Source organism: Aliiglaciecola sp. (assembly GCF_039982535.1).
Classification (GTDB): domain Bacteria; phylum Pseudomonadota; class Gammaproteobacteria; order Enterobacterales; family Alteromonadaceae; genus Aliiglaciecola.
This window is the reverse complement of the sequence record NZ_JBDWYG010000007.1, coordinates 71,236-93,155: the sequence shown is the minus strand read 5'-3', so window position 1 is coordinate 93,155 and position 21,920 is coordinate 71,236. Positions and strand designations below refer to the sequence as shown.

General features: G+C 40.7%; 17 protein-coding genes. 5 read left to right on the top strand and 12 right to left on the bottom strand.

Going from position 1 to position 21,920, the window contains the following annotated elements:
• Nucleotides 1-20: 20 nt before the first annotated feature.
• From ABJV04_RS00410 to phoB, 6 genes are all read right to left on the bottom strand, one after another.
• On the bottom strand, nt 21-2,672 hold the full coding sequence (locus ABJV04_RS00410) for a TonB-dependent receptor (RefSeq protein WP_348489129.1): 2,652 nt from the start codon (nt 2,670-2,672) through the stop codon (nt 21-23).
• Between the two features lie 151 nt (nt 2,673-2,823).
• A complete protein-coding gene (locus ABJV04_RS00405) occupies nt 2,824-5,622 on the bottom strand; it encodes a hypothetical protein (RefSeq protein ID WP_348489128.1) in 2,799 nt (932 codons plus the stop codon).
• 270 nt (nt 5,623-5,892) lie between these two features.
• Nucleotides 5,893-6,729 carry a 2OG-Fe(II) oxygenase gene (locus ABJV04_RS00400; RefSeq protein ID WP_348489127.1) on the bottom strand — a complete coding sequence of 279 codons (837 nt, stop codon included), beginning with the start codon at nt 6,727-6,729 and terminating at the stop codon, nt 5,893-5,895.
• A gap of 36 nt (nt 6,730-6,765) precedes the next feature.
• A complete protein-coding gene (locus ABJV04_RS00395; RefSeq protein ID WP_348489126.1) occupies nt 6,766-7,725 on the bottom strand; it encodes a phosphate ABC transporter substrate-binding protein in 960 nt (319 codons plus the stop codon).
• Nucleotides 7,722-9,068, bottom strand: a complete 1,347-nt coding sequence (gene phoR / locus ABJV04_RS00390; RefSeq protein ID WP_348489125.1) for a phosphate regulon sensor histidine kinase PhoR — start codon at nt 9,066-9,068, stop codon at nt 7,722-7,724. Before phoR ends, ABJV04_RS00395 begins: the two co-directional genes overlap by 4 nt.
• A 54-nt stretch (nt 9,069-9,122) precedes the next feature.
• Nucleotides 9,123-9,812, bottom strand: a complete 690-nt coding sequence (gene phoB / locus ABJV04_RS00385) for a phosphate regulon transcriptional regulator PhoB (protein WP_348489124.1) — start codon at nt 9,810-9,812, stop codon at nt 9,123-9,125.
• Between the two features lie 321 nt (nt 9,813-10,133).
• On the opposite strand from phoB, the gene ABJV04_RS00380 reads away from it, so the two are divergent.
• Entirely contained in the window at nt 10,134-11,861 is a 1,728-nt protein-coding gene (locus ABJV04_RS00380) for a HAMP domain-containing sensor histidine kinase (RefSeq protein ID WP_348489123.1), read from the top strand.
• A 236-nt stretch (nt 11,862-12,097) separates the two neighbouring features.
• Complete coding sequence (rdgC, locus tag ABJV04_RS00375; protein WP_348489122.1) at nt 12,098-12,997, top strand: recombination-associated protein RdgC; 900 nt, start codon at nt 12,098-12,100, stop codon at nt 12,995-12,997.
• Between the two features lie 96 nt (nt 12,998-13,093).
• Here the strand turns inward: rdgC and ABJV04_RS00370 are convergent, their stop codons facing one another.
• Nucleotides 13,094-13,927: an HDOD domain-containing protein gene (locus tag ABJV04_RS00370; protein ID WP_348489121.1), complete on the bottom strand. Its 834-nt coding sequence runs from the start codon at nt 13,925-13,927 to the stop codon at nt 13,094-13,096.
• Nucleotides 13,928-14,199: 272 nt separating this feature from the next.
• Between ABJV04_RS00370 and ABJV04_RS00365 the strand changes: the two genes are divergently transcribed.
• Entirely contained in the window at nt 14,200-15,879 is a 1,680-nt protein-coding gene (locus tag ABJV04_RS00365; protein WP_348489120.1) for a Zn-dependent hydrolase, read from the top strand.
• 351 nt (nt 15,880-16,230) lie between these two features.
• Entirely contained in the window at nt 16,231-18,003 is a 1,773-nt protein-coding gene (locus tag ABJV04_RS00360) for an EAL domain-containing protein (RefSeq protein WP_348489119.1), read from the top strand.
• Here the strand turns inward: ABJV04_RS00360 and ABJV04_RS00355 are convergent.
• The 4 genes from ABJV04_RS00355 to folB are packed head-to-tail and all read right to left on the bottom strand — an operon-like array spanning nt 18,000 to nt 20,086.
• Nucleotides 18,000-18,371 carry a histidine triad nucleotide-binding protein gene (locus ABJV04_RS00355; RefSeq protein WP_348489118.1) on the bottom strand — a complete coding sequence of 124 codons (372 nt, stop codon included), beginning with the start codon at nt 18,369-18,371 and terminating at the stop codon, nt 18,000-18,002. The two genes, ABJV04_RS00360 and ABJV04_RS00355, sit on opposite strands and share 4 nt — an antisense overlap.
• Before the next feature lie 57 nt (nt 18,372-18,428).
• Nucleotides 18,429-19,229: an undecaprenyl-diphosphate phosphatase gene (locus ABJV04_RS00350; protein WP_348489117.1), complete on the bottom strand. Its 801-nt coding sequence runs from the start codon at nt 19,227-19,229 to the stop codon at nt 18,429-18,431.
• Entirely contained in the window at nt 19,226-19,729 is a 504-nt protein-coding gene (gene folK, locus ABJV04_RS00345) for a 2-amino-4-hydroxy-6-hydroxymethyldihydropteridine diphosphokinase (protein WP_348489116.1), read from the bottom strand. Before folK ends, ABJV04_RS00350 begins: the two co-directional genes overlap by 4 nt.
• A gap of 3 nt (nt 19,730-19,732) precedes the next feature.
• Nucleotides 19,733-20,086: a dihydroneopterin aldolase gene (folB, locus tag ABJV04_RS00340; RefSeq protein ID WP_348489115.1), complete on the bottom strand. Its 354-nt coding sequence runs from the start codon at nt 20,084-20,086 to the stop codon at nt 19,733-19,735.
• A 124-nt stretch (nt 20,087-20,210) separates the two neighbouring features.
• Between folB and plsY the strand changes: the two genes are divergently transcribed.
• Complete coding sequence (gene plsY / locus ABJV04_RS00335; protein ID WP_348489114.1) at nt 20,211-20,837, top strand: glycerol-3-phosphate 1-O-acyltransferase PlsY; 627 nt, start codon at nt 20,211-20,213, stop codon at nt 20,835-20,837.
• Nucleotides 20,838-20,868: 31 nt separating this feature from the next.
• Here the strand turns inward: plsY and ABJV04_RS00330 are convergent, their stop codons facing one another.
• Complete coding sequence (locus ABJV04_RS00330; protein ID WP_348489113.1) at nt 20,869-21,699, bottom strand: hypothetical protein; 831 nt, start codon at nt 21,697-21,699, stop codon at nt 20,869-20,871.
• Nucleotides 21,700-21,920: the final 221 nt, after the last annotated feature.

Below are 21,920 nucleotides of genomic sequence, written 5' to 3'. Positions count from 1 at the left end.
TGTTGGCTTTAAAGAACAACTTAGAATTCGTATTTTAGCGACAAGTTTATGCTTGTGCCTCTAGTTTCAGAACGTAATAACGTATCTTCAAATTCAATGTCTTTTTGTTGGTTCAGCATATTCTGCACTCGAAACTTCACTGTGGTATTGAAGTTTGGATAATAGGTATAGACCACATCCAAAGAGTGGAATGGTTGCTCATAACTGTCATCAAATCCATCAATACCTGGGATCAAAATACGCTCACCAAATACGTTGTAAACCAATGACGCTGAATGTTCACCGTTGTCCGAATCAAAACCAAGCTGGGTATTCACCACATACTCAGAGTGACCGGTTAAGCGGCGAGTTAAGTTGGTAACTGAGGTAGAAACCCCTGTTTGTTCAACCACATTCTGACCGTCTAGTTGAATTTCAGAATCACTTAAGGTCAGGTTTCCAGATAAAAACAAGTTATCCCAAACACCATCACCGATGAAACCAAGTCCTTTTAAGAACTCAAATTCCACACCATACAACTCACCGGTTTCAGCATTAGCGATACGCACTAACGGCGGACCATCTTGAGCGGGTGATTGCACCGATTCAATTGGACTGTCCATATCTTTATAGAAAAGCGCCACAGACAAGTTGTCGCCCTGATCTAGGTACCATTCCCAGCGGAAATCGTAGTTTTTGATTTGCGTAGTACGCAAACCAGGAGTACCACCAATTGGGAAATCAGTTAGGGGATCAATGTAAGTGGATGAAGCCAATTCACGAGTATCGGGGCGAACAACAGTTTGCCCATAACTTGCTCTAAATTGCACTTTTTCACTCATAATATAAGTTACTGCTAGCGCAGGATAGAAATCACTTTCTTGGAAGGCTAGTTGTGAACGGTCATCTTCATCTGACAAATCAATTTGATTGGTTTTAGGATCAAATGGCACTACCGCTTGACGGTAATCTTCCCAGCGCACACCACCACTAATACGCCAAGTATTGTCGAAGAAAATATCCGCTTCAAAGTAATAGGCATCAACCTTTTGGGCTGCCACATAGTCATCACCAGCAATGGTTGTATCTGATAACAATGGAACAGAAGACAACTCTGCCCCATCCAAATTCTCATCGCTAAGGATATCGTTAAAAATACCACCAACTAATACTGAGCTGTCAGAAAATCCACGGGTGTTGATATCGAAACGACGGTTTTCCGCGGTTCTCGATTTAGACACAAAATCCCCACCCACTTTAAATTCCATATCAAAACGGTCAATGGCATAAGGATAATTAAGATTCCAACTTAAGTTTTCAACTCGGTCATCGAGACGTTGGAATTGATAACGGGCTGCAGTAGTTGCATTGGTTAACGAACTTTCCGTTGTTTTATCAAAGATACCGTCTTCGTTATCATCGGTTAAGATAAAACGAGTTTCCATGGTACCTGGCGCGTAACGGCTCGAGCGACTTTTAGTATACTGCCAATCAAAACCTAAAAAGTTCAGGTTAGTGAAAGTGTGCTGACCACGGATTTGGTTTGTCCACATTTGACGTTCTTCGTAAACAACTTCAAAATCTCGAACTCGCTGACCATCACTCAATTGAATGTTATTGGTATTACCCACTTTTTCACTGATAGCATCATTAGTGTCGTTTAACGCCACCGTTGAAAAATCAATGCGATGGTTTCGGTTATAATCAATCCCGAAGTTAGCCATTCCCGAAAAACGCACATTGTGCTCGGTTACATCCACTTCATCAAAATAGCGAGGGAAGGAAATAACGTCGCCACTACGTTGGGCTTGCTCACCAATAAACTGCTCGCTGACATTCCAGGTATTGTCATAACCAGCGGTGACTAAAAAGCCAACGCGCCAATCCTGATCTATATCAAAACTGTTACCTAGAGATAAATTAAATCCATAATCCGGATCAACACTTTGTAACATGGGATCATAATCAGTGTTTAACTCTTTCAACAAATCGCGAGCTTCAGTGGTACTGATATTATCTAAAAACTGTTTGTTATCCCAAAGGGCAACAATGGACGCTGGCGCTGCACGAGTGCCGTCATCTTCACCCATCCAATCGTTACTTCCGCCATTATATTGATAGGCATCATCAAAGTTATCCGTGTTGGTGCCAAATTTTCCTGTCATATTAAACACGAAATCAGTGGGAATAGACTTTAAGCGAATATCAACATTTCCCCCACCAAACGCCGCTGGCATTGATGGTGAAAAGGACTTTTGCACTGACAAACTTTCAATAATATCCGACGGAAATAAATCCAGAGGAATAACAGAACGGGTGGGATCCGGACTTGGAACCGATGCGCCGTTTAATTGAGTACTAGAGTAACGTTCCCCTAGACCACGGACATAGATGAATTTCCCATCCACTAACGTTAGGCCGGTTACACGGCGCAGTGCCGCTGCAGCATCACCATCACCGGTTCTAGATATTTGATCAGCGCCGAGAATATCTGCTACGAAAGCTTGGTTTTTACGTTCCTGTAATACAGCTGACGCTGTACCTTTTAGGCGAGTACCGGTAGCAACGACTTCCTCAATTACATCTTCTTCAGAAGCACTTTGCGCGAATAACGGTGCACTTGGCAAAGTTACCGCAACCAAAATTGCTAAAGAAACTGGCTTGAGAGGAAACCTGTTAAAAGGCGTATTCATTATTAACCTCATTGTCGTACAAACTGGCAGCTAAATGCATTTAAAATGACGTTGCTGCCGTATACATTGTGTCATTTATCTTAATCGTAAAAGCGCTTTTTCGTTGCCAAAAAAGCGCGTATCAAATCTAAAAACGAGTGAATAAAGAACCCTATTCTAGACCGACAGTCCAGCCTGAAGTCCAATCAGCATCTTCGTCAACAGCACCAACAAAGTCAGCGTTATCAAAGAAAGTATCACCGCTGAAATCTTTTGGTGTTACTTCAGAGATACTGAATATTCCGTCTAAAACAGCAGCTTGGTTAGCCCCTACAGAGTTATCAGCCTGATTGTTTAAGAACCAATCTTCTAAATCTACGATTGTGTGAGTCGCGCCATCTGGTAACGCACCATCTTTGAAGTTCTCATCATTTTCACAAGCAATAACTGAGTTAGTGAAAGTGATATTGCCATCGCCTAGGTTAGTTTGGCTTTCAAGTACACCTTCAACTTCGAAACATTCGCCCATACCAGCAGAACCAGTAATGATAACGTTAGATAGTTGTGCGCCAGTACCTTCACGTAAGTAGATACCTTCAGCATCGTCTTCACCGTCGAAATCGTTACCAATAATCGTCATGTTAGCGATAGTTGGGTTAGATTGTGGTTCGTTATCTGGCACTGAACCGTCGTTGTCAGCTTCGATTGCACGGTTCGCATCAGAGTTATCTTGTGCTTGGCGTACTAAGACATATTGCATGCGACCTACAAAGCCGTTATCCCAATCCACACTGTCATCTTGGATATCAGTTAACACTAAGTATTTAACGTCAACGCTTCCACCGAAGAACTCAACACCGTCATCAGCATTTTTGTGAACTTGTAAATACTCAACAGTTGTACCTGAACCAACACCACCGAAAGTAACACCATTCAACTCATTATCAGGTGCAACCTCGAAACCACCGTGCATAACACGAACGTAGCGAAGTGTGCCTGAGTTATCCGTTGAATCTGTACCACCGAATACGGCACCTTCTTGTACACCTTCCACTTGAAGAGAACAATCTGCATCAGCAGGACATTTGTTAGAAGGAGCGTTACCTAGGATAACTAAACCACCCCATTGACCCGCTTCACCTGCTTCTAGACCACCAAGAACAGCAGCAGAAGAGGTAAGAGTTACAGGGTCAGTCGCTGTACCTTGAGCATCAATTTTTGAACCACGGCTTACAACTAGATAGTCATTACCAGAGGCACCGAAAACAGTCACACCAGCATCAATTGTCAAGGTTGCGCTATCTTCGTTGTCATCACCTACAAATACGGCACCAGACAATGCGTACAAGTTGCCTTCGGTTAGGGTCAAATCAGAAGTAATACGACCTGATAATTCACAGGTGTTAGTCACACCATCGGCAGCTGCGACAGTGGTTGTGCCAGCAGGGCAACCTGAAGCAGTTTGTGTCACTTTAACGGTTCCACCGCCAAATCCGAATGCCCAACCTTGGCGCCAATCGTCTTCAGACGTTACCGCACCAACAAAAGTAGTAGCGTCAAAGAAACCATCAATTTCAGAAACGTCAGCAGCACCTTCAAGCAATAAAGAACCTGTCATAGGCGTACCGTCAGCATTTAACATTACAGACTCAGATACACGGTTATTGCGAGACTCTTCTAAGAACCAAGCTTCTAGGTCAACGATGGTGTGAGAAGCGCCATCTGGTAATGAACCATCTTTGAAATTCTCGCCATTGGAACAAGCCATAACCGAATTTTCAATGGTGATAGTTCCGTCAGAAAGGTTAGTTTGGCTTTCTAACACACCTTCAACTTCCAAACATTCACCCATACCGTCTGTACCAGTGATAACCATGTTATATATTTGTGCACCTGTACCTTCACGAAGATAAACACCTTCAGAATCATCTTCTCCGTCAAAGTCATTGCCGATTATAGTTAGGTTAGCAATAGTTGGATTAGATTGAGGGTCGTTGTCAGGAGTAGAGCCGTCATTATCAGCTTCGATACCACGGTTAGCATCGCCATTCGCGCTGTCTTGTTCAATGTAAACGTACTGTAGTTTACCTTGGTAACCGTTATCCCAATCAACGCTGTCATCTTGGTTAGAAGTTAACACAAGGTGCTTAGCTGTTACGTTACCACCGAAGAACTCAACACCATCATCGGCATTGGCGTGTACTTGGATATAGTCCACTTCAGTTGCTGAACCTACGCCACCAAAGGTAATACCATTTAATTCGTTATCTGGAGAAATTTCGAAACCTGCATACTTAACCACTAGGTAATTCAAAATACCTGAGTTGTCGTCTTCTGCATCACCACCAAATACTGCACCTTCCTCTACACCTTCAACTTGAAGTGCACAATCAGCATCTGCAGGACATTTGTTAGATGGAGCATTACCAAGTAGAACAAGACCACCCCATTGACCGGCACCAATCTCATCACCAATCACATCGTTATAAGAAGTCATAATAATTGGATCAGTTGAAGTACCCATGGCTTCGATTTGTGAACCACGGCTAATCACTAAATAATCGCTACCAGTGCTTCCGAAGATAATAGTACCTTCTTCAATTTCTAATACTGTGCTGTCTTCGTTATCAGAACCAACAAAAACCGCACCATCTAGTGCCCATACAGTATCGTTTGTTAGCGTGATTTTTCCGCTGCTATCTTCGTCTTCATCAGTTAAACGACCAGATAGTGTGCGTACTTCGATGGTTTCACCCAAGGCAGTTGAGATTTCTGTACTTAATGTAGAATCAACCTCGCCTGGTGCATCGTCAGTTGGAGTTGGCGTTGGTGTAGGCGTAGTAGTCGGGGGATTGTTAACGGTAGAACTGTTATCAATATCGCCTTCGCTAATATTAATGTCACCACCACAACCAGCAAGTACCAAAGCAGTTGCTATAGCGCTTACTTTAAAGATGTTTTTGATTTCCATCGAGCTCTCCAAATGCGAGTGTTAAATAGTTTCAAGTTCTTTCTATTAATGACTTGATAACGAAAGTTTTAAAATCGCGAGAAGAGTACCCAAGCTCAATGACAGTTTTGTTACATTACAGAACTGTCACAAAAGTTTCATAATTGCAGTTAGGTTAGTAAATCTATGAATCGTGTAGGAAATCTACCCAATTATTTTGAGGGCGGTAATAGTTTGAGCAAAAAAGGGCAAGAGGGAGGCCCCATGAAGCTTGAGGTTGCGTCAAAATGACTAGCTTTTTTTATCTTTTGTCACAAAAACATCTTCTCTAAACCACTTAGTGATAACCACTTTTTCACCAGAAGTAATAGGGTGGGCATGGTGCAGGGTATTGGTATTGATAGAACCATTGGGTAGCAGATTATTCCAAACCAGCGCCATGCCTTGAGTGGGCTTAAATTTGCGACCTAGTTTAATAAACTCGGTTTCTCCGCCCTCACAATCTTCATTTAGATACACCATGAAGGTCCAAGTGCGCTGCCCACCGTTTTTACTGTAGAGTTTAAAGTCGTTAGTTCCTGGCACAAAGTAATCGCAATGAGCTTTGAACTCTTGGCCAACAGCGTAATGCTGAGCTTGAATGACTTCTTTTTCACCGAAGCCTAACCCCAAAGTATCAATAATCTTCTGGTCAACTTGTTTCGCTAGGGGATCGTTAGTGAAGGGCAAATCGCAAGTCGAGGAGGTTCTAAACTTTTCATAAGCGTCCCCTTCCCTTGCTGGGATCTCAGAGGGCCTCAACTTAGTTTTAGTCAACGAAATTAAGGCTTGGCATTCTTGTTGCGACAAGAAGTGATTAATTTGTATCATCTGTACGCGAGGATCATCAATCACCTTGGCATCAAACTGGTCGAGATTTTCCAACAATTTAGGTTGAGAGACTTTGGCAAAAAAGGCTTCATCTTTATTACAGCCGGTGCCCGCGGGTAAATTGTTGCCAAGGGCATTTTTAGCCGCCTCAAAGGTGAACCCGTTTTGCAAAAGGATCTTTAAAATTTCAATACTATCTGTCCCTTGCAATAAATTTTGCAAAACCCAAGACTTCCAATTTTGCGGTAAAGATGACATCTAACTAACCTATATTGAATGATTTGACGGTAACACTTAATTTGACGTTAATACCTTAAGTTGCTGTTTTATAACGTCGCTGGAAATACTAACATAGCCATCTTGCTGCACTGCTTGTTGTCCTTTTTTAGACAACACAAAGCGTAAAAACTCTTCCTCTAGCAAGGGTAATTTTTCATTTGGTGGTTTATTCACCACCAAATACAAAAACCGTGATAAAGGATACTCTCCACTACTTATGGTCTGTGTTGTTGCAGGCACAAACTTACCCGTGTAATCGGCAATGGCTAACGCTTTAACCGCAGCGGTTTTTTGTCCATAACCGGCGTAACCGATTGCACCATTGGAGAAAGCGACTGACTGAATAACCGAAGCAGAGCCAGGAAGTTCATTTACCGTGGCTTTGAAGTCTCCATCACATAAGGCTAATTGCTTAAATAATCCATAAGTACCTGACACTGAATTACGCCCGAAAACCTGAATTTTTCGACTGCCATAACTGCCTGTTACACCAAGCTGATTCCAATAACGCGTTGCTTGCCGAGCCCCACAGAAACGTGTTGCCGCAAAGATGCTGTCGATCTGTTTAATCGTCAAATTTGAAATGGGATTATTCACATCCACAAATAATGCGATGGCATCGATGGCCACTTTAATAGCAAGAGGCTGATAGCCATGCTGACCACTAAAATAACGTAACTCGCTGGTATGCATCTCGCGGCTCATAGGGCCAATATTTGACGTTCCTTCGGTAATGGCCGGAGGAGCAGTGGAGGAACCTGATGCCTGAATTTGAAACTTTACCTGAGGATATAACTGCTTAAACTCAACAGCCCAGATTGTCATCAGGTTAGCCATGGTATCTGAACCAACAGAGGTAATAGAACCGGCTACACCGGGTTTCTTTTGATATGTTTGCGCTTCTTGCCCAGAAGACAAAGCAGAAAACAGCACACAAAACCAAGCCAAACCAATTGCCTTCAATGGCTTAATCAAAGTAATTGTTCCACTTTATCAGCAGCCGAAGTGTCGGCAGAGGGATTCTGTACTGACAGTTCACTTGAAAAAGAAAAAGAAAATTCACTTCCAACACCCACCTCACTGGTTATTTCTAATTTTGAATTATGATGGGTTAGCACGTGTTTCACAATAGATAAGCCTAAACCTGAACCTCCGGTTTTACGTGAGCGGGCTTTATCTACACGATAAAATCGCTCCGTGAGTCGATTAAGGTGTTTCTCTGGGATCCCGTCTCCATTATCTTTTACTGAGAAATGCCCATGACCATCCTGTTCCTGCCAATTAACATCAATTTTACCCGGAGAAGGTGTGTAATGAATCGCATTGAAAATCAGGTTTGAGAAAGCACTACGCAGCTCGGTTTCGATACCATAAACCTTAAGAGAAGGTGCTATATTAAACGTAATTTCATGGCCTTTATCTTTATTCAATGTTTCAGCTTCAACTTTAATTGCGGCTAGCATTTGCGGCACATTAACAGGCTTTTCAAATACCCGCTCAGAACTGGCTTCAATTCTTGATAAAACCAACAACTCTTCCACTAAGTTTTGCATTCTTTCCGATTGTGAGCGCATTTCACTAAAGGCTTTATTCAAAAACGCGGGGGGAACGTTTTCAGTATTTGGAAGCATCTCTAAATAACCATTCAAAACGGTTAACGGCGTGCGTAATTCATGGGACACATTGGCAACAAAGTCTTTGCGCATTTGTTCAAGCTGAGTCAATCGTGTTACATCGCGGGCTATCAGCAACAAGTGCTTTTCACCGTAAGGCATAATACGATATTCAAATATTTTTTGAACATTAGAAGGCGATGGCACCTCCACCGGATAATCATATTTACCGCTATGAAAGTATTCAATAAAGTTGGGATGGCGGATTAAATTGTCAACTCGGCGTCCTGAGTCTTGAGGCCAGCGTAATCCCAACTCAATTCGTGCTAGTCGATTGCACCAAACTATACATGCATTTGAATCTACCACCACAGTGGCATCAGGTAAGGCTTCTGAACCTTCACGAAATCGTTTGACCATGCGAGTGAGTTCTTTACGTTTACGCCTATTGCGACGTTGAATGTAATAAACCCCTTCATAAACATGTTCCCAAAAGCCTGGCACTTTTGGGGGTGTCATTTTTTTACTGTGCCAAATCCACCGATTAAATCGGTACATGTGCCACGAATAAAAGCCTAATAACCAAGTTGAAGCAAATGCAACAGCAATAGCCAATGCATCAAAGTACAGGCCGATTAAAATCACGATGACGTAAAACCCACCAATTCTGAGTAAATTTTTTAACCAAGAAAATGGATAATACATGTATCAATGGATCCTTTGTTGAACGTTTTATTCAACCGTTTTGCGTTTTAAAGATTACACTTTGGCAGAAAAGCGATAACCAGCACCGCGAACAGTTTGAATCATGTCATCATGAGAATATTTAGAAATCGCCTTACGCAATCTACGTATGTGAACATCAACCGTTCGGTCTTCCACATAAACATTAGTTCCCCAAACATTATCTAACAACTGTTCTCGACTATATACTCTTTCAACATGTGTCATGAAAAAGTGCAGTAGTTTAAATTCAGTAGGCCCCATATCTAAAGGCTCATCTTCAGCCGTTACTCGATGTGAAACCGGATCTAACACCAAGCCATTGATGGCAATAGGCTCTTCAGCTGAGGTGGGAGTTACTCTGCGCATCACAGCTTTAATACGAGCTACCAGTTCTTTGGGTGAAAATGGTTTAGTAATGTAATCATCGGCACCTGAATCGAGGCCACGTACTTTATCTTCTTCTTCACCACGTGCGGTTAACATGATAATTGGAATGTCACGGGTAAACTCGTGTTGTTTTAACTTTTTAGCCAGTTGCACGCCACTGCCACCAGGCAACATCCAATCAAGTAAAATCAAGTCAGGATAAGGTTCTTTAACTAAATCCAATGCAACTTGATAATCTTCCGCTTGTTGTGTTTCAAAACCGGACTGCTCTAACACAAAATCAAGCATTTCTCTGATAGGCGCTTCGTCCTCTACCAGCAAAATTTTTCTGGCCATTACTTTTTTCCTGCTCATAATAAAGGCGCCATTATTAGTTTAGGTTGTGACACTTTTATTAAACTTATCATATAAATGTCAAATTTCAGTCATGTTAAGGAAAAGAATGCCTTTAGAAGCCTAATTTATGGCTATTTTTAGTCCTTAAACTTTATTCACCTATAAGGGTAAACCTTTGACCGAGATAACAAAGCGTCATTTTTAATTAAAAATCCGTCCTCGGGGGAAACTATTATTCAGCGCTTCTTGTTAATTGAACGTTTTACGCATATTCTTTACCTTCTTCATCGATATAATTACTGGGTTTTTAAAGGTTCGTGAATGGCTAAAGTCAAAACGGGTTTGTCCAAAAAGTTGTTGACACGCGTGTTGTCTGTTTACTTCGTACTGACGTTAGTCGTCACGGTCGGGCAAATTTTGACTGAATATTTAAATGCCAAAAATCATATTCAAAGCGAACTGCAAACTCTTAAAAATACCTTTAGCGTAAGTTTAACTCGGGCTATATGGGAACTTAATTATATCCAAGCCGACGATTTGGCAAATGGATTAATGGCACTGCCCATAGTTGAAGGCGTGCAAATTCGCGACGAAAACGGGGCATTTATTGCCAACACGGGTCGCACCTCTAAGTTACCAGCAGAAATGATTACCTCAGGGATTATGCTTGATCACCCTGGCGGCACTTTTGGCTATTCTTTCCCTCTTATATTCGAGTTCTCTGGACGAACCTCACATGTAGGTGATGTCACTTTGTATTCTAGCGCAAGTATAATATTTGGTCGTATTGAAGTCGGGGTGTTTTTCTTAATTGGGAATGCGATCATTAAAACCGCATTTTTAGTCTTTCTATTTTTAAACGCTTTTCGACAAATGTTAACCGATCCCCTCGAGGAATTGACCCAACAAATTAGCGAATTTGATGTTAATCGACCAGAATCCTCCAAACTGCATTTGCACATAGAAGACGACAATGAGTTAAAGCTGTTACAAGTGTCATATAATGAATTAATCGATGATTTAATTGACTACAAACAAAAGCTTAGAGCCACCCGAAACGACCTCACCGACGCAAACCGTAGACTCGATGACCAAAATATTATGCTAGAGCAGGAAGTCGCTAAAAAAACGGCTTCCCTTAGTAAAATAATGCTGGATTTAGAGCAGCAGAAAGATGAGTTAATTATTAATCAACGAGAATTACGTCAGGAAAACGAAAACCGTCAGTATATCGAAGACGAATTGCGTAAACGTAATACCGAATTGGCAGACTCTATGGAAACGGTGAAGCTTGCCAAAGATCAGTTAATTGAATCTGAGCGTATGGCATCACTTGGTGGTTTAGTTGCAGGTATCGCTCATGATGTTAATACACCTATAGGTGTGGGTGTCACCGCTGCAAGCTTTTTGCAGGAGCGGATCAAAAACCTGCAAACGGCATACGAGGATAAAACCTTGACCGGCAAAACAATGAGTACCTTTTTATCCGAAGCGAATCAAACAACAGAGTTATTAATGGGCAACTTAAACCGCGCTTCCGATCTCATTTCGAGTTTCAAGCAGGTAGCCGTTGATCAAACTAGTGAGGCGGTTCGTGATGTTGACCTTAAACTCTATATTCATGAAGTCATCCAATCATTAGCGCCAAATTTCAAAAAAACGTCACACTCAATAAGTGTCAATTGCCCTGAAAAGTTAGTTGTAAAATGCGCTCCAGGAGCCATCGCTCAAATTTTTACTAACATGATTATGAACTCTTTAATTCATGGCTTAGATGATAAAGAAAACGGTAAAATAACCATAGACGTTAGCCAACAGAATGACGAAGTGGTGGTTAAATATGCTGATGATGGAAAAGGCTTATCTGAAGAAAACTTAGATCGACATTTTGATGCTTTCTATACAACCAAACGTGGCAAAGGCGGCAGTGGCTTAGGTACGCACATTATGTACAACTTGGTTACGCAAACCTTAGATGGAAAAATCACAGCCCATAGTGTTGTAGGTGAAGGCTTGAGTTATGAAATTAGATTCCCTTTGCAATCATAATAAGTCTCCCAAACTTCTCAGCGCTAAGTTATAGATGATGATAGAAAAATCTCAAGTAACCACTAGCACTTCCGAATAAATAGCCCAATACGCTGTTAGATAAACGTTTATTGTACGAGACGCATCCGCCATAAACATGTTAATCTTCGCCCCTTTCATTGTATTTACCTTCAGCTAAATAATGCATTCAGTAACAAGGTTGAATACCAAATAAAAATCTTATTTAAGTAGAGAATATGTGGTTTAAAAATCTAAAACTCTTTGCAATTACGCAAACACTAGACTGGCAAGAAGATGACGTTGAGCAAAAGCTAGCGGAATTTAAATTTCGTCCTTGTAATAGCCAAGAATTATCCACTATGGGTTTCTCATCTCCTTTTGAATCTGGCAGCACATTACTACACAGTGCCCAAGGTCGAATTTGGATAACCCTAAAAAAGCAGGAACGTATTTTACCCGCCGTAGTGGTGAATGCCGAATTAGCTGAAAAAGTCGCGCAAATTGAAACTGAAACCGGCTCAGCCGTAGGCAAAAAAGCTAAACAGGATCTAAAAGAAGAAATAATTCGTCGCTTGTTACCTCAAGCCTTTACCAAGAATAGTTTTACCCACGGTTTTATTTCCATTAAAGATAACTTGGTTGTGGTAGATGCTTCCGCTGATGGTAAAGCTGAAGTGTTCTTAGCGATGATCCGTAAAGCTATGACATCTTTGCCTGTCGTCCCGTTGTCGCGCACTAGCATCCAAGGAGAGCTAACAAATTGGATCAAAGACTCTGCAGCGCCTAGTGATGTAGTTTTATTAGAAGAAGCAGAACTCCGTGGCCAAGGCGAAGAAGACAGCATTGTTCGTGTTAAAAACCAACCTCTTATGGAAGATGAAATTCTTAATCATATTGAAGCCGGAAAATTTGTGCACAAACTGGCTATTGAATGGGATGAAAGTCTTACTGCCATGCTTGAAGAAGACTTATCGGTTAAACGTCTTAAATTTACGGACGTGGTAAAAGAACAAAACGATGATATTCCTAAAGAAGACAAACTTGCCCGCGTGGATGCCGACTTTACGTTGATGTCTGGTGAAATCGTACGTTTTTCCCAGTGGCTAATAAAAACCTTTTCCTTAGATCAAGACTAAGGTTCTATCAAAGCAAACACGGTTTAAATAAAAATGCTGTATTAGAGTTTTCTCTAATACAGCATTTTTTTAGCAAAAAAACGAATTGGCTAATTATTACGCGAACACAGATTTAGCACTAGTTCTAGCATCAATAAATTCAGGACTATCTAAAATGCTTAAGTCTTCTATTATGTTTTTATCTAAACAGATTTTCAAAACTGCATCTTTTTGACTATCAAACACCCCACTTAGGGCCGCGCCGAGACGAACAAAATCGATGAAACTAACGTCTTCTTCTTGATAGCTCATATCTCGCCACTTTTCGGCAATTTTGACAAACTGCTCATCAAAATCCCACTGACGCATAATTTTGCCACCTATGTGTCCTGATAACTTGATAATAGACGTGTTTAAAAATTGAGGGTTAGCAAACACTTCTTCATGGCGCTCAGCTTCGGTCAATATTGGTAATACCCCAATGTTATGAACTAGCGATGCAAGGGTGAGAGTATCTAAACTTAAATGACGCTTTTTACTTTTACTATAAAATTGCAGTGCCGCAACAGAATATGAAAGGCTTTCGATGGTTTGCGCCCACATTTTAGCAATATAATCTCTAACCAACTCATTTTTAGAAACAAACAGCTGTTCCATCGCCAAGGCTGTTGAAATATTTTTGATTTGACTAAGACCAATCCGAGTTACAGCCTGAGAAACCGATGTCACTTTGATTGCTCGACCTAAATAGGCACTATTGGAAATTTTAATTATTCGCGCACTTAATGAGGGATCTTGAGCAATAATATCGCCCATTGAATTAAGATTTATTTTCGGATCATCTGCAGCACGTCTAACTTTCAGTGCTATCGCGGGAAGTGTTGGTAAAACAATTGTATCATTCTTGATTTTTTCAACCAGAATGGTTAGCAACGCGTTTTCTGTGGACATATTTCTTCCTATATAATTGAGCGATGACCTACTCGACATTGAGAATCAAGGCAGCCGTATCAATATTTAGTCTGATGAGTATCTTCATCTCCATTGAATTGGTAAACTTAACGATACCAAATAGTCTGGGGCTCGTGTTGCAGTTAATAATTTACTTAAGGTATCTTAAACTGCACTAAACACTCTACAGAGACTATAAACTACGCATACCAATTTAAATTTGCAATTCAATTATTTATGCATTCAATAAAAAAAACAAATTAGGATGAGCAATGATTAGAAAAAACCTCCTCGCGTTAACTATCTCCGCACTGTTTTTAGGGGCTTGTTCAGATTCATCAACGCAAACACAAACGCCAACACCACAAAGTTCGACTGAATCAGAAAAAGTAGAATTGGTGGCTGCTGCTGAAGAACGTTTAGATATCTATTTTCCAGTCACGTTATCAGCAGATTTATCAGCATATAGTGAAAACCAGAAAAAAATGTTATCTCTGTTGATTGATGCATCGAAAATTATGGACGACCTGTTTTGGAAACAAGCATTCAGTCAACCTAAACAAGAGTTTTTAGACTCATTGCAAGATCCGAAAGTACGTAAATTTGCAGATATAAATTATGGACCTTGGGATAGATTGAACGGCGATAAACCTTTCTTAACTCAAACTCGTGAAAAGCCATTAGGCGCGCAGTTTTACCCTGAAGACATGAGTAAGGAAGAATACTTAGCCAGTGATATAAAACGTAAAGATAACCTGTACTCAATGGTTTCTCGTGATGAGAGCGGTAAATTAATCGAAGTGGCCTATTCAGACTATTTTGCAGATGATTTGCAAGCGGCGGCTGATTTATTACTGCAAGCCTCCGAGTTGGCTGAAAACCAAACATTTGGGAATTATTTAAAAATTCGGGCTGAAGCGTTAATTACAGACAATTATCAACCATCAGATTTTGCTTGGATGCAAATGAAAGATAACCCCATTGAATTGGTAATAGGCCCCATTGAAACCTATGAAGATCAACTATTTGGATACCGTGCAGCGTTCGAAGCTTATGTTTTATTAAAAGATTTAAGTTGGAGCGAGCGTTTAGCAAAATATGCAGCTTATTTACCTGAGCTACAAACAGGTCTTCCAGTGGCAGACGAGTATAAAGCGGAAATGCCAGGTAGCAACGCAGATCTAAATGCCTATGACGTTATTTACTATGCTGGTCACTCAAATGCGGGTAGTAAAACTATTGCCATTAATTTGCCCAATGATGAAGAAGTACAACTGAAAAATGGTACCCGCAGACTGCAGCTCAAAAATGCCATGCAGGCCAAGTTTGAACACATTTTGCTGCCAATATCGGAACTATTGATTACCCCAGAACAGCGTAAACACATTACCTTTAATGCCTTTTTTGCCAATACCATGTTCCATGAAGTGGCTCACGGTTTAGGAATTAAAAACACTCTTGATGGTCAAGGCACTGTTCGCGGCGCACTTAAGGAACATGCGTCAGCGTTAGAAGAGGGTAAAGCGGATATCTTAGGTTTGTATATGGTTGAACAGCTTCTTAACAAAGGAGCGATTACCGAGGGTCAATTAGAAGATTATTACGTCACCTTTATGGCCGGTATTTTCCGTTCAGTGCGATTTGGAGCATCCAGTGCACATGGAAAAGCCAACATGATTCGATTTAATTTTTTCCAAGAAAAAGGAGCCTTTAGTCGAGATGAAAATGGCCTTTACCAAGTCAATATGGAAAAGATGGGCGAGGCAATTGCTGCTTTATCTGAGGTTATTTTAACCCTACAAGGTGACGGCGATTATCAAGGTGTTAGCCAATTAGTAGCAGAAAAAGGCATTATCAAAAAAGTACTTGCTGAAGATTTACAAAAGCTGACTGACGCCAATATCCCTGTTGATGTGACATTTAAACAAGGTAAAGAAGTGCTTAGACTTTAGTCTAAAGTTGTCTTATCAACGCTTTGTAGCTATTCACAATAGCTACAAAGCGTGATTTAATATTCACTGTTAATTAGGTTCCAGCCCAAAGGCTAATTATCAAGTAGTTAAAATAATCGATTAGCTAGAGTTATTCGCCACATCATCAGCCTTTGAGGCTATTGAAAAATATGAGGCAAAACGATTAATTCCAATTTAGCACTTCAATCGAAACATTTTCAGGATGCTGCTGAAATCTTATATAGCAATAGCTATGCTGGCATAGTTATAAGCCTTGTCGCCTCTACTCTCCTTGTATTCGGTTTTACCAATCCAGACATTGATACGTTTAAATTCTACTGGTGGATTTCGATGATGGTACTGCTATTAATACGATTAGCGGATACCTATTTTTGGCTCAAAAAAAACAAAACATCGCCAAATAACAGTAAAAAATCGATTTTGCGGTTTGCACTAGGAACCATTACAACTGCAAGTATGTGGTGCATCTACTGTCTTGTACTGTTTCCCTACATAGATACTATTGAACTGGCATTTAACATCATCATTGTCTCAGCCATGGCCGGTGGTGCTAGTACTGTCTTGGCCGGTAGTAAAGTAACAGCAATGTTATATAGCGGAATTTTATTAATCCCTTTTTCAATAGCACTGCTATTAGAGCCTGAATTTCACGAGTATATTTTGGGTTTATTAGGGATGTCTTTTGGTTGCGTAATGTTAATTACCGCAAATAAATCCGCTAATTTTACAGCCCTGGCAATACGTTTGAAAAATGAAAATGCGGTTTTAGTGGAAGACATGGAAGCAGAAGTCACCGCTAGGACGAGACAAATATATGAGCTCTCCAATATTGATCCCCTAACCGGTTTATTTAACCGAAACGCATTTCTCACTCACCTGCGCACGAATATAGACAAAAGTAAAAAAGCAAACGAATCCATTGCTCTGCTGTTTATTGACTTGGATGGTTTTAAGAAAATAAACGATACAATTGGCCATGAAACCGGCGACATGGTTTTGAAACAAACCGCTGAACGATTAAAAGAGATATACAAAAATCATCAACTTATATGTCGTTGGGGAGGCGATGAATTCCTAGTTGCGGTGGAAAACTCTAATAAAAGTAAAGCCATTTTACTTGCGGATAAGTTAATTAAGCGTATTTCTGAGCCTTATATTTTCTCTCGAAACCGCTTATCAATTAGTGCCACTGTTGGTATTGCCATGTTTCCTGAACATGCTACTCAAGAGAATGTGCTTATCCAACTCGCTGATACAGCTATGTATTATCAGAAAAAAGCCTTTCCCTCTACCGCCGGCGTCTTTTCTGCCCACCTCGGCAAACAGCTAGCTCGAGAACAGCGTTTAAAAGACGGATTAAGTGAAGCAATTGAGAATCAACAACTACGGCTGGTATTTCAACCCATAGTAGATAGTGAAACCTTTCAACCCGTAGCATTTGAAGCACTTTTAAGATGGCAACTTGTCAACGAAAACATCCCACCTTATGAGTTTATTTCCATTGCTGAACAATATGGTCAAATTCGAAAAATTGGTGCTTGGGTTTTGAACGAAGCATGTAAAGCGGCTAAATCTTGGCAATCGCAAATGCCCTTATCTGTGGCAGTGAACGTCAGCGTGATTCAATTACAAGATGATGATTTTATTGATATTGTAGATCAAGCCTTAGTCGACTCAGGGCTACCTTCGAAGTTTCTCCATATAGAAATTACAGAATCGGTATTTGCAGCTGATAAAGAAACCCTATTAGACAAGATAACTTGTCTTCAAGAGCGCGGTATTAAGGTTTCTATTGACGATTTTGGTACTGAATATTCATCACTATCGGTGATCCAAGATCTATCGGCTAACAAAGTTAAAATTGATAAGGCGTTTGTAGACAGCCTAGATAGCAATGGAATGCCTATAGTTAATGCCGTACTGCAAATAGCGAAAGCGTTTGGCTACGATGTGGTCGCCGAGGGAGTTGAAACTTTGCAGCAAGCAGAAGTTTTGAGAAAAGCGGGGGTAAACCACCTCCAAGGGTATTACTTTGCTAAGCCCTTGGAGTCAACTATTCTAAAACAGTATTTAAAAGGACGTGCCTTACCCCTAATAGATTAGGGTAGCTGCTGTTTAAGTGTATCTTGGTAAGGTGGCCAGCCCATAGGTTTGCCGGCTAAAACATGCAGATGAATGTGGTATACCGTCTGCCCGCCATCCACATTACAATTCATCACTGCGCGATAACCACTCTCAGCAAAACCTTGTTCCTTGGCTATATGAGCCGCAGCTAAATAAAGCTGTCCCACGATTTCAGCATCTTCTGGTTGAATATTATTGATGGTGGCAATAGCTTTTTTAGGGATAACTAAAAAGTGTATTGGAGCTTGAGGGTTAATATCCTTAAACGCTAACACCTGCTCATTTTCAAAAATGATCTCAGCTGGGATCTCGCGATTAATTATTTTTGTAAAGATAGTTTCAGACACAATAACACTCCTAAATAACTACGTTTAAACACTAGGCTTTATAACAAACACGCCGATTTACCAAAAAACAAACCCGAGTAAAACAGCACCTAGCACTAAGCGATAAATGACAAACGGCAACATACCAATTTTGGAAATCCAAGAAAGAAACAAGAAGATACAGGCATAAGCGCTAATAAATGATAAAACAATGCCATAAAAAAGAGCTTCCCAATCAACCGCCGTGTCCGCCTGCAACAGATCTAAGGTTGCTAACAACCCTGCCCCCAAAATAACCGGTATCGACAATAAAAAAGAAAATCGTGCTGCACTTTCTCGATTCATACCTAACATCAAACCCGCCGTCATAGTGATGCCAGAGCGGGATGTACCTGGGATAAGCGCGACGGCTTGAGCTATGCCGATAAACAGTGCGTTTTTCCATGTCAGTTGATAAATATTTTTAGTCAGTTTGCCCGTTACATCGGCGTACCAAAGTACTAAACCAAATACTATGGTAGTGCAGGCTATGACTAACGCTGAACGAGCATATTCTTCAATGAAATCTTTGGCCAGAAAACCAATTACAACGGCTGGAATGGTAGCCAAAATTACCCACCATGCTAGCTTACTATCATCGGTTTGTTGTTTACTAAACCCGGATTGCAACCAAGCTACCAACATGCGCGCAATATCGGCGCGAAAGTAGATCATGACCGCCAGCAAGCTCCCGACATGAACTGCCACATCAAAGGCTAAACCTTGATTTTTCCAACCAAGTATTTCAGACGGAAGAATCAAATGTGCAGAGCTTGAAATGGGTAAAAATTCAGTTATACCTTGAATAATAGCGAGAACAATAATTTCGAACAAAGTCATAATGTCGCGGGTCTCCAGTTAAATTCAATCGTCCATAATTTTTGTTGGCTTTGATCGTAATCGGCCAACATTGCGGCAATACTTTTTTGGTGAACAGGGTGTATCACATTTCCAGCAATTTCACTCAGAGGTAGTAAAACAAAGGCATTGTAATCAATTTCTTGGCGCGGCAATACCACCCCTTCTTCGGTCACAATATCATCAAACAAAAGTAGATCGAGATCTAAGGTCCTAGGTGCGAATTTTTTCTCGCCCCTAATTCGGCCATTTTCATTCTCTATAGATTTGAGGATCTCACACACTTGTTGTACAGATTTGCTGGTTTTAGCACCCACCACCAAATTATAAAAGTGAGAGCCACTAAAACCAACCGCTTCGCTCTCATAGACATTGGAAAGGGTTAACTCACCAAACTGTGCAAACAAACCATCTAATCCAGCACGGGTATATTTGTCCCGCTCAACATTGCTACCGATACTAATATAAATTTGATGTAACATTAGTTAAGCATTTTCCCGATAAAGTTCTACTGTCACCGCTTTAGCATTGGGCAATATGTTAGGTTTTGTCACCGATACTTTTGTGCTTTTAACACCGTTATAACTCAAAATATGATGAATAATATGGTTTGCTAATGCTTCTAACAACTGGAATTGACTGTTGAAGGCTATTTCTTCTACGGCAAGTGCTAACGCAGCATAATCGAAGGTATCTTTCACATCATCGGAATTTGCCGCAGTGCTAAGATCGCTAGATAGCTCAATATCGATTAGTAATGGTTGTTTTGCCTCTCGTTCCCACTCGTAGACCCCGATTAGTGACTTAACTTGCAAGCCTTGTATAATAATTTTGTCCATGACAGATCCGCGCAGTTATAATATCTAAATGCAGTAAAGTGAAGACCTATGTGAGAAGCTAACACAAGATCACTTTTACCCGTTTATAGGTTCGAGAGTTTAACTTGTTAGGAAGACCAAGTATATGACAGCACTAACAATATTGATGATCACTTCTGCCTATTTAGCCGGATCTATTTCCAGTGCAATGCTTGTCAGCAGTTTGTTTTATTTACCTAACCCCCGCTTACACGGTTCTGGCAACCCTGGCGCGACCAATATTTTACGTTTGGGCGGCAGGTTACCGGCGGTTTTGGTACTTTTATTCGACGTACTAAAAGGCACTATTCCGGTTTGGTTTAGCTATTATCTTGGATTCTCTCCTCTCGTACTCGGATTTGTGGCAATAGCAGCATGCCTAGGACATATTTTCCCGTTGTTTTTCAGCTTCAAGGGGGGAAAAGCAGTAGCCACGGCATTTGGTGCTATGTTACCCATTGGCGTAGAATTGGCTGGAGCATTAATAGCTTGTTGGGGATTAGTTGTATTTGCTACAGGTTATTCCTCATTGGCTGCCATATCCGCAGTGGCCTTATCGCCAGTTATTACTTATTTCGTGAAGCCAGAGTACACCTTGCCAGTTAGCATGTTAGCTGTGCTTATAATTTTGCGCCACAAAGACAATCTAATACGTTTATTTCGTGGCCAAGAAAGCAAGATATGGGAAAAGGGCAAAGCGAGTGGTTTAACTAAGCCCCCAAAAAAACGCTAGTCTTATATAACGAGTGTACTTTTTAAGACATTTATCTATTTATTTTTCGCCCACGTCTTAATAAGCCAATTCCCAATACGATCAACATTAGGGTAGGTACATTAGGCACACCAATAGGGTCTTCTGATGTTGCCAGAAACGCAAATGCATTTAATGCAAAAATACCGTTATCATTTAGCGGGTCAAATTGTGCCTGAGTGGTAAACATATCAATATCAGCAACAACAATAAGTGATCCTGCACCTGCAGCAAATTGTCCAGCCCCCCATGCAGCAGCAATCACTTGATTTTCAGTATTTGTACCGATAATACTGCCATTAGCATTAAGTACGTCAGCGGTTGATAAAAAACCTTCTTCTCCCCCGCCTTGCGTAATATTGTTTGCTACACCAAATGGCCCATCAAATAGAGGCGATATACCATTTACTGGAGAAATTGCAGTCTGACCAATAGTCGGAATACCTAGATCTGCACCTATACCATCACGTCCAGAACTGTCCTGCATTAACCATAGATCTCCACCATTTAGGAAAAAATCTATTACATCAGCATGGTATGCGCTCGATTCAGATACCGCCCACCAAGGCGCTATAAAACCATCAACTCCGGCTAGACCTGCTGCATCCGGGATTATATCCATGGTGGTGATTGACTCACTAACGACCCCTCCAGCACCAAAATATAAAGGATTCTCCAATGCAGTTCTGAAATCACTCACATACACCCCACCATCCCAGGTATAGGTACCATTTGTTGTTTGGAGTGACGAATTGGGCCCTCCCACAAGATAGGCCTGAACACTAAACATAGGTAAAAGGGTGATTAAACAAATTATACTGTTTCTTAAAATACTCTTATTCATGAAATTTTCCTTTTGTGAAATAAGAATCATTGTGAGCAACTGCGCGAGAACGTAACTGCTCACTTTTTAAACAGCATAAAGTATGCCACGGTAGGAAAATCATATAGTTGCAAGTTAAATGTTTACAACTTGTAAACAAAGTTGACACCAATCCCAAAAACAACAACTTAATAAAGAGTGTTGTTTATAGGACATGGGAAATTATATTAAACAAATTACAA

Excerpts from the sequence above, each read along its gene's own strand:
- ABJV04_RS00410 (WP_348489129.1), bottom strand. The coding sequence starts at position 2,672 with ATGAATACGCCTTTTAACAGGTTTCCTCTCAAGCCAGTTTCTTTAGCA.
- folB (WP_348489115.1), bottom strand. The coding sequence starts at position 20,086 with ATGGACAAAATTATTATACAAGGCTTGCAAGTTAAGTCACTAATCGGG.
- ABJV04_RS00400 (WP_348489127.1), bottom strand. The coding sequence starts at position 6,729 with ATGTCATCTTTACCGCAAAATTGGAAGTCTTGGGTTTTGCAAAATTTA.
- phoR (WP_348489125.1), bottom strand. The coding sequence starts at position 9,068 with ATGTATTATCCATTTTCTTGGTTAAAAAATTTACTCAGAATTGGTGGG.
- ABJV04_RS00360 (WP_348489119.1), top strand. The coding sequence starts at position 16,231 with ATGATGGTACTGCTATTAATACGATTAGCGGATACCTATTTTTGGCTC.
- folK (WP_348489116.1), bottom strand. The coding sequence starts at position 19,729 with ATGTTACATCAAATTTATATTAGTATCGGTAGCAATGTTGAGCGGGAC.
- ABJV04_RS00330 (WP_348489113.1), bottom strand. The coding sequence starts at position 21,699 with ATGAATAAGAGTATTTTAAGAAACAGTATAATTTGTTTAATCACCCTT.
- ABJV04_RS00365 (WP_348489120.1), top strand. The coding sequence starts at position 14,200 with ATGATTAGAAAAAACCTCCTCGCGTTAACTATCTCCGCACTGTTTTTA.
- ABJV04_RS00405 (WP_348489128.1), bottom strand. The coding sequence starts at position 5,622 with ATGGAAATCAAAAACATCTTTAAAGTAAGCGCTATAGCAACTGCTTTG.
- plsY (WP_348489114.1), top strand. The coding sequence starts at position 20,211 with ATGACAGCACTAACAATATTGATGATCACTTCTGCCTATTTAGCCGGA.
- ABJV04_RS00370 (WP_348489121.1), bottom strand. The coding sequence starts at position 13,927 with ATGTCCACAGAAAACGCGTTGCTAACCATTCTGGTTGAAAAAATCAAG.
- rdgC (WP_348489122.1), top strand. The coding sequence starts at position 12,098 with ATGTGGTTTAAAAATCTAAAACTCTTTGCAATTACGCAAACACTAGAC.
- ABJV04_RS00350 (WP_348489117.1), bottom strand. The coding sequence starts at position 19,229 with ATGACTTTGTTCGAAATTATTGTTCTCGCTATTATTCAAGGTATAACT.
- ABJV04_RS00380 (WP_348489123.1), top strand. The coding sequence starts at position 10,134 with ATGGCTAAAGTCAAAACGGGTTTGTCCAAAAAGTTGTTGACACGCGTG.
- phoB (WP_348489124.1), bottom strand. The coding sequence starts at position 9,812 with ATGGCCAGAAAAATTTTGCTGGTAGAGGACGAAGCGCCTATCAGAGAA.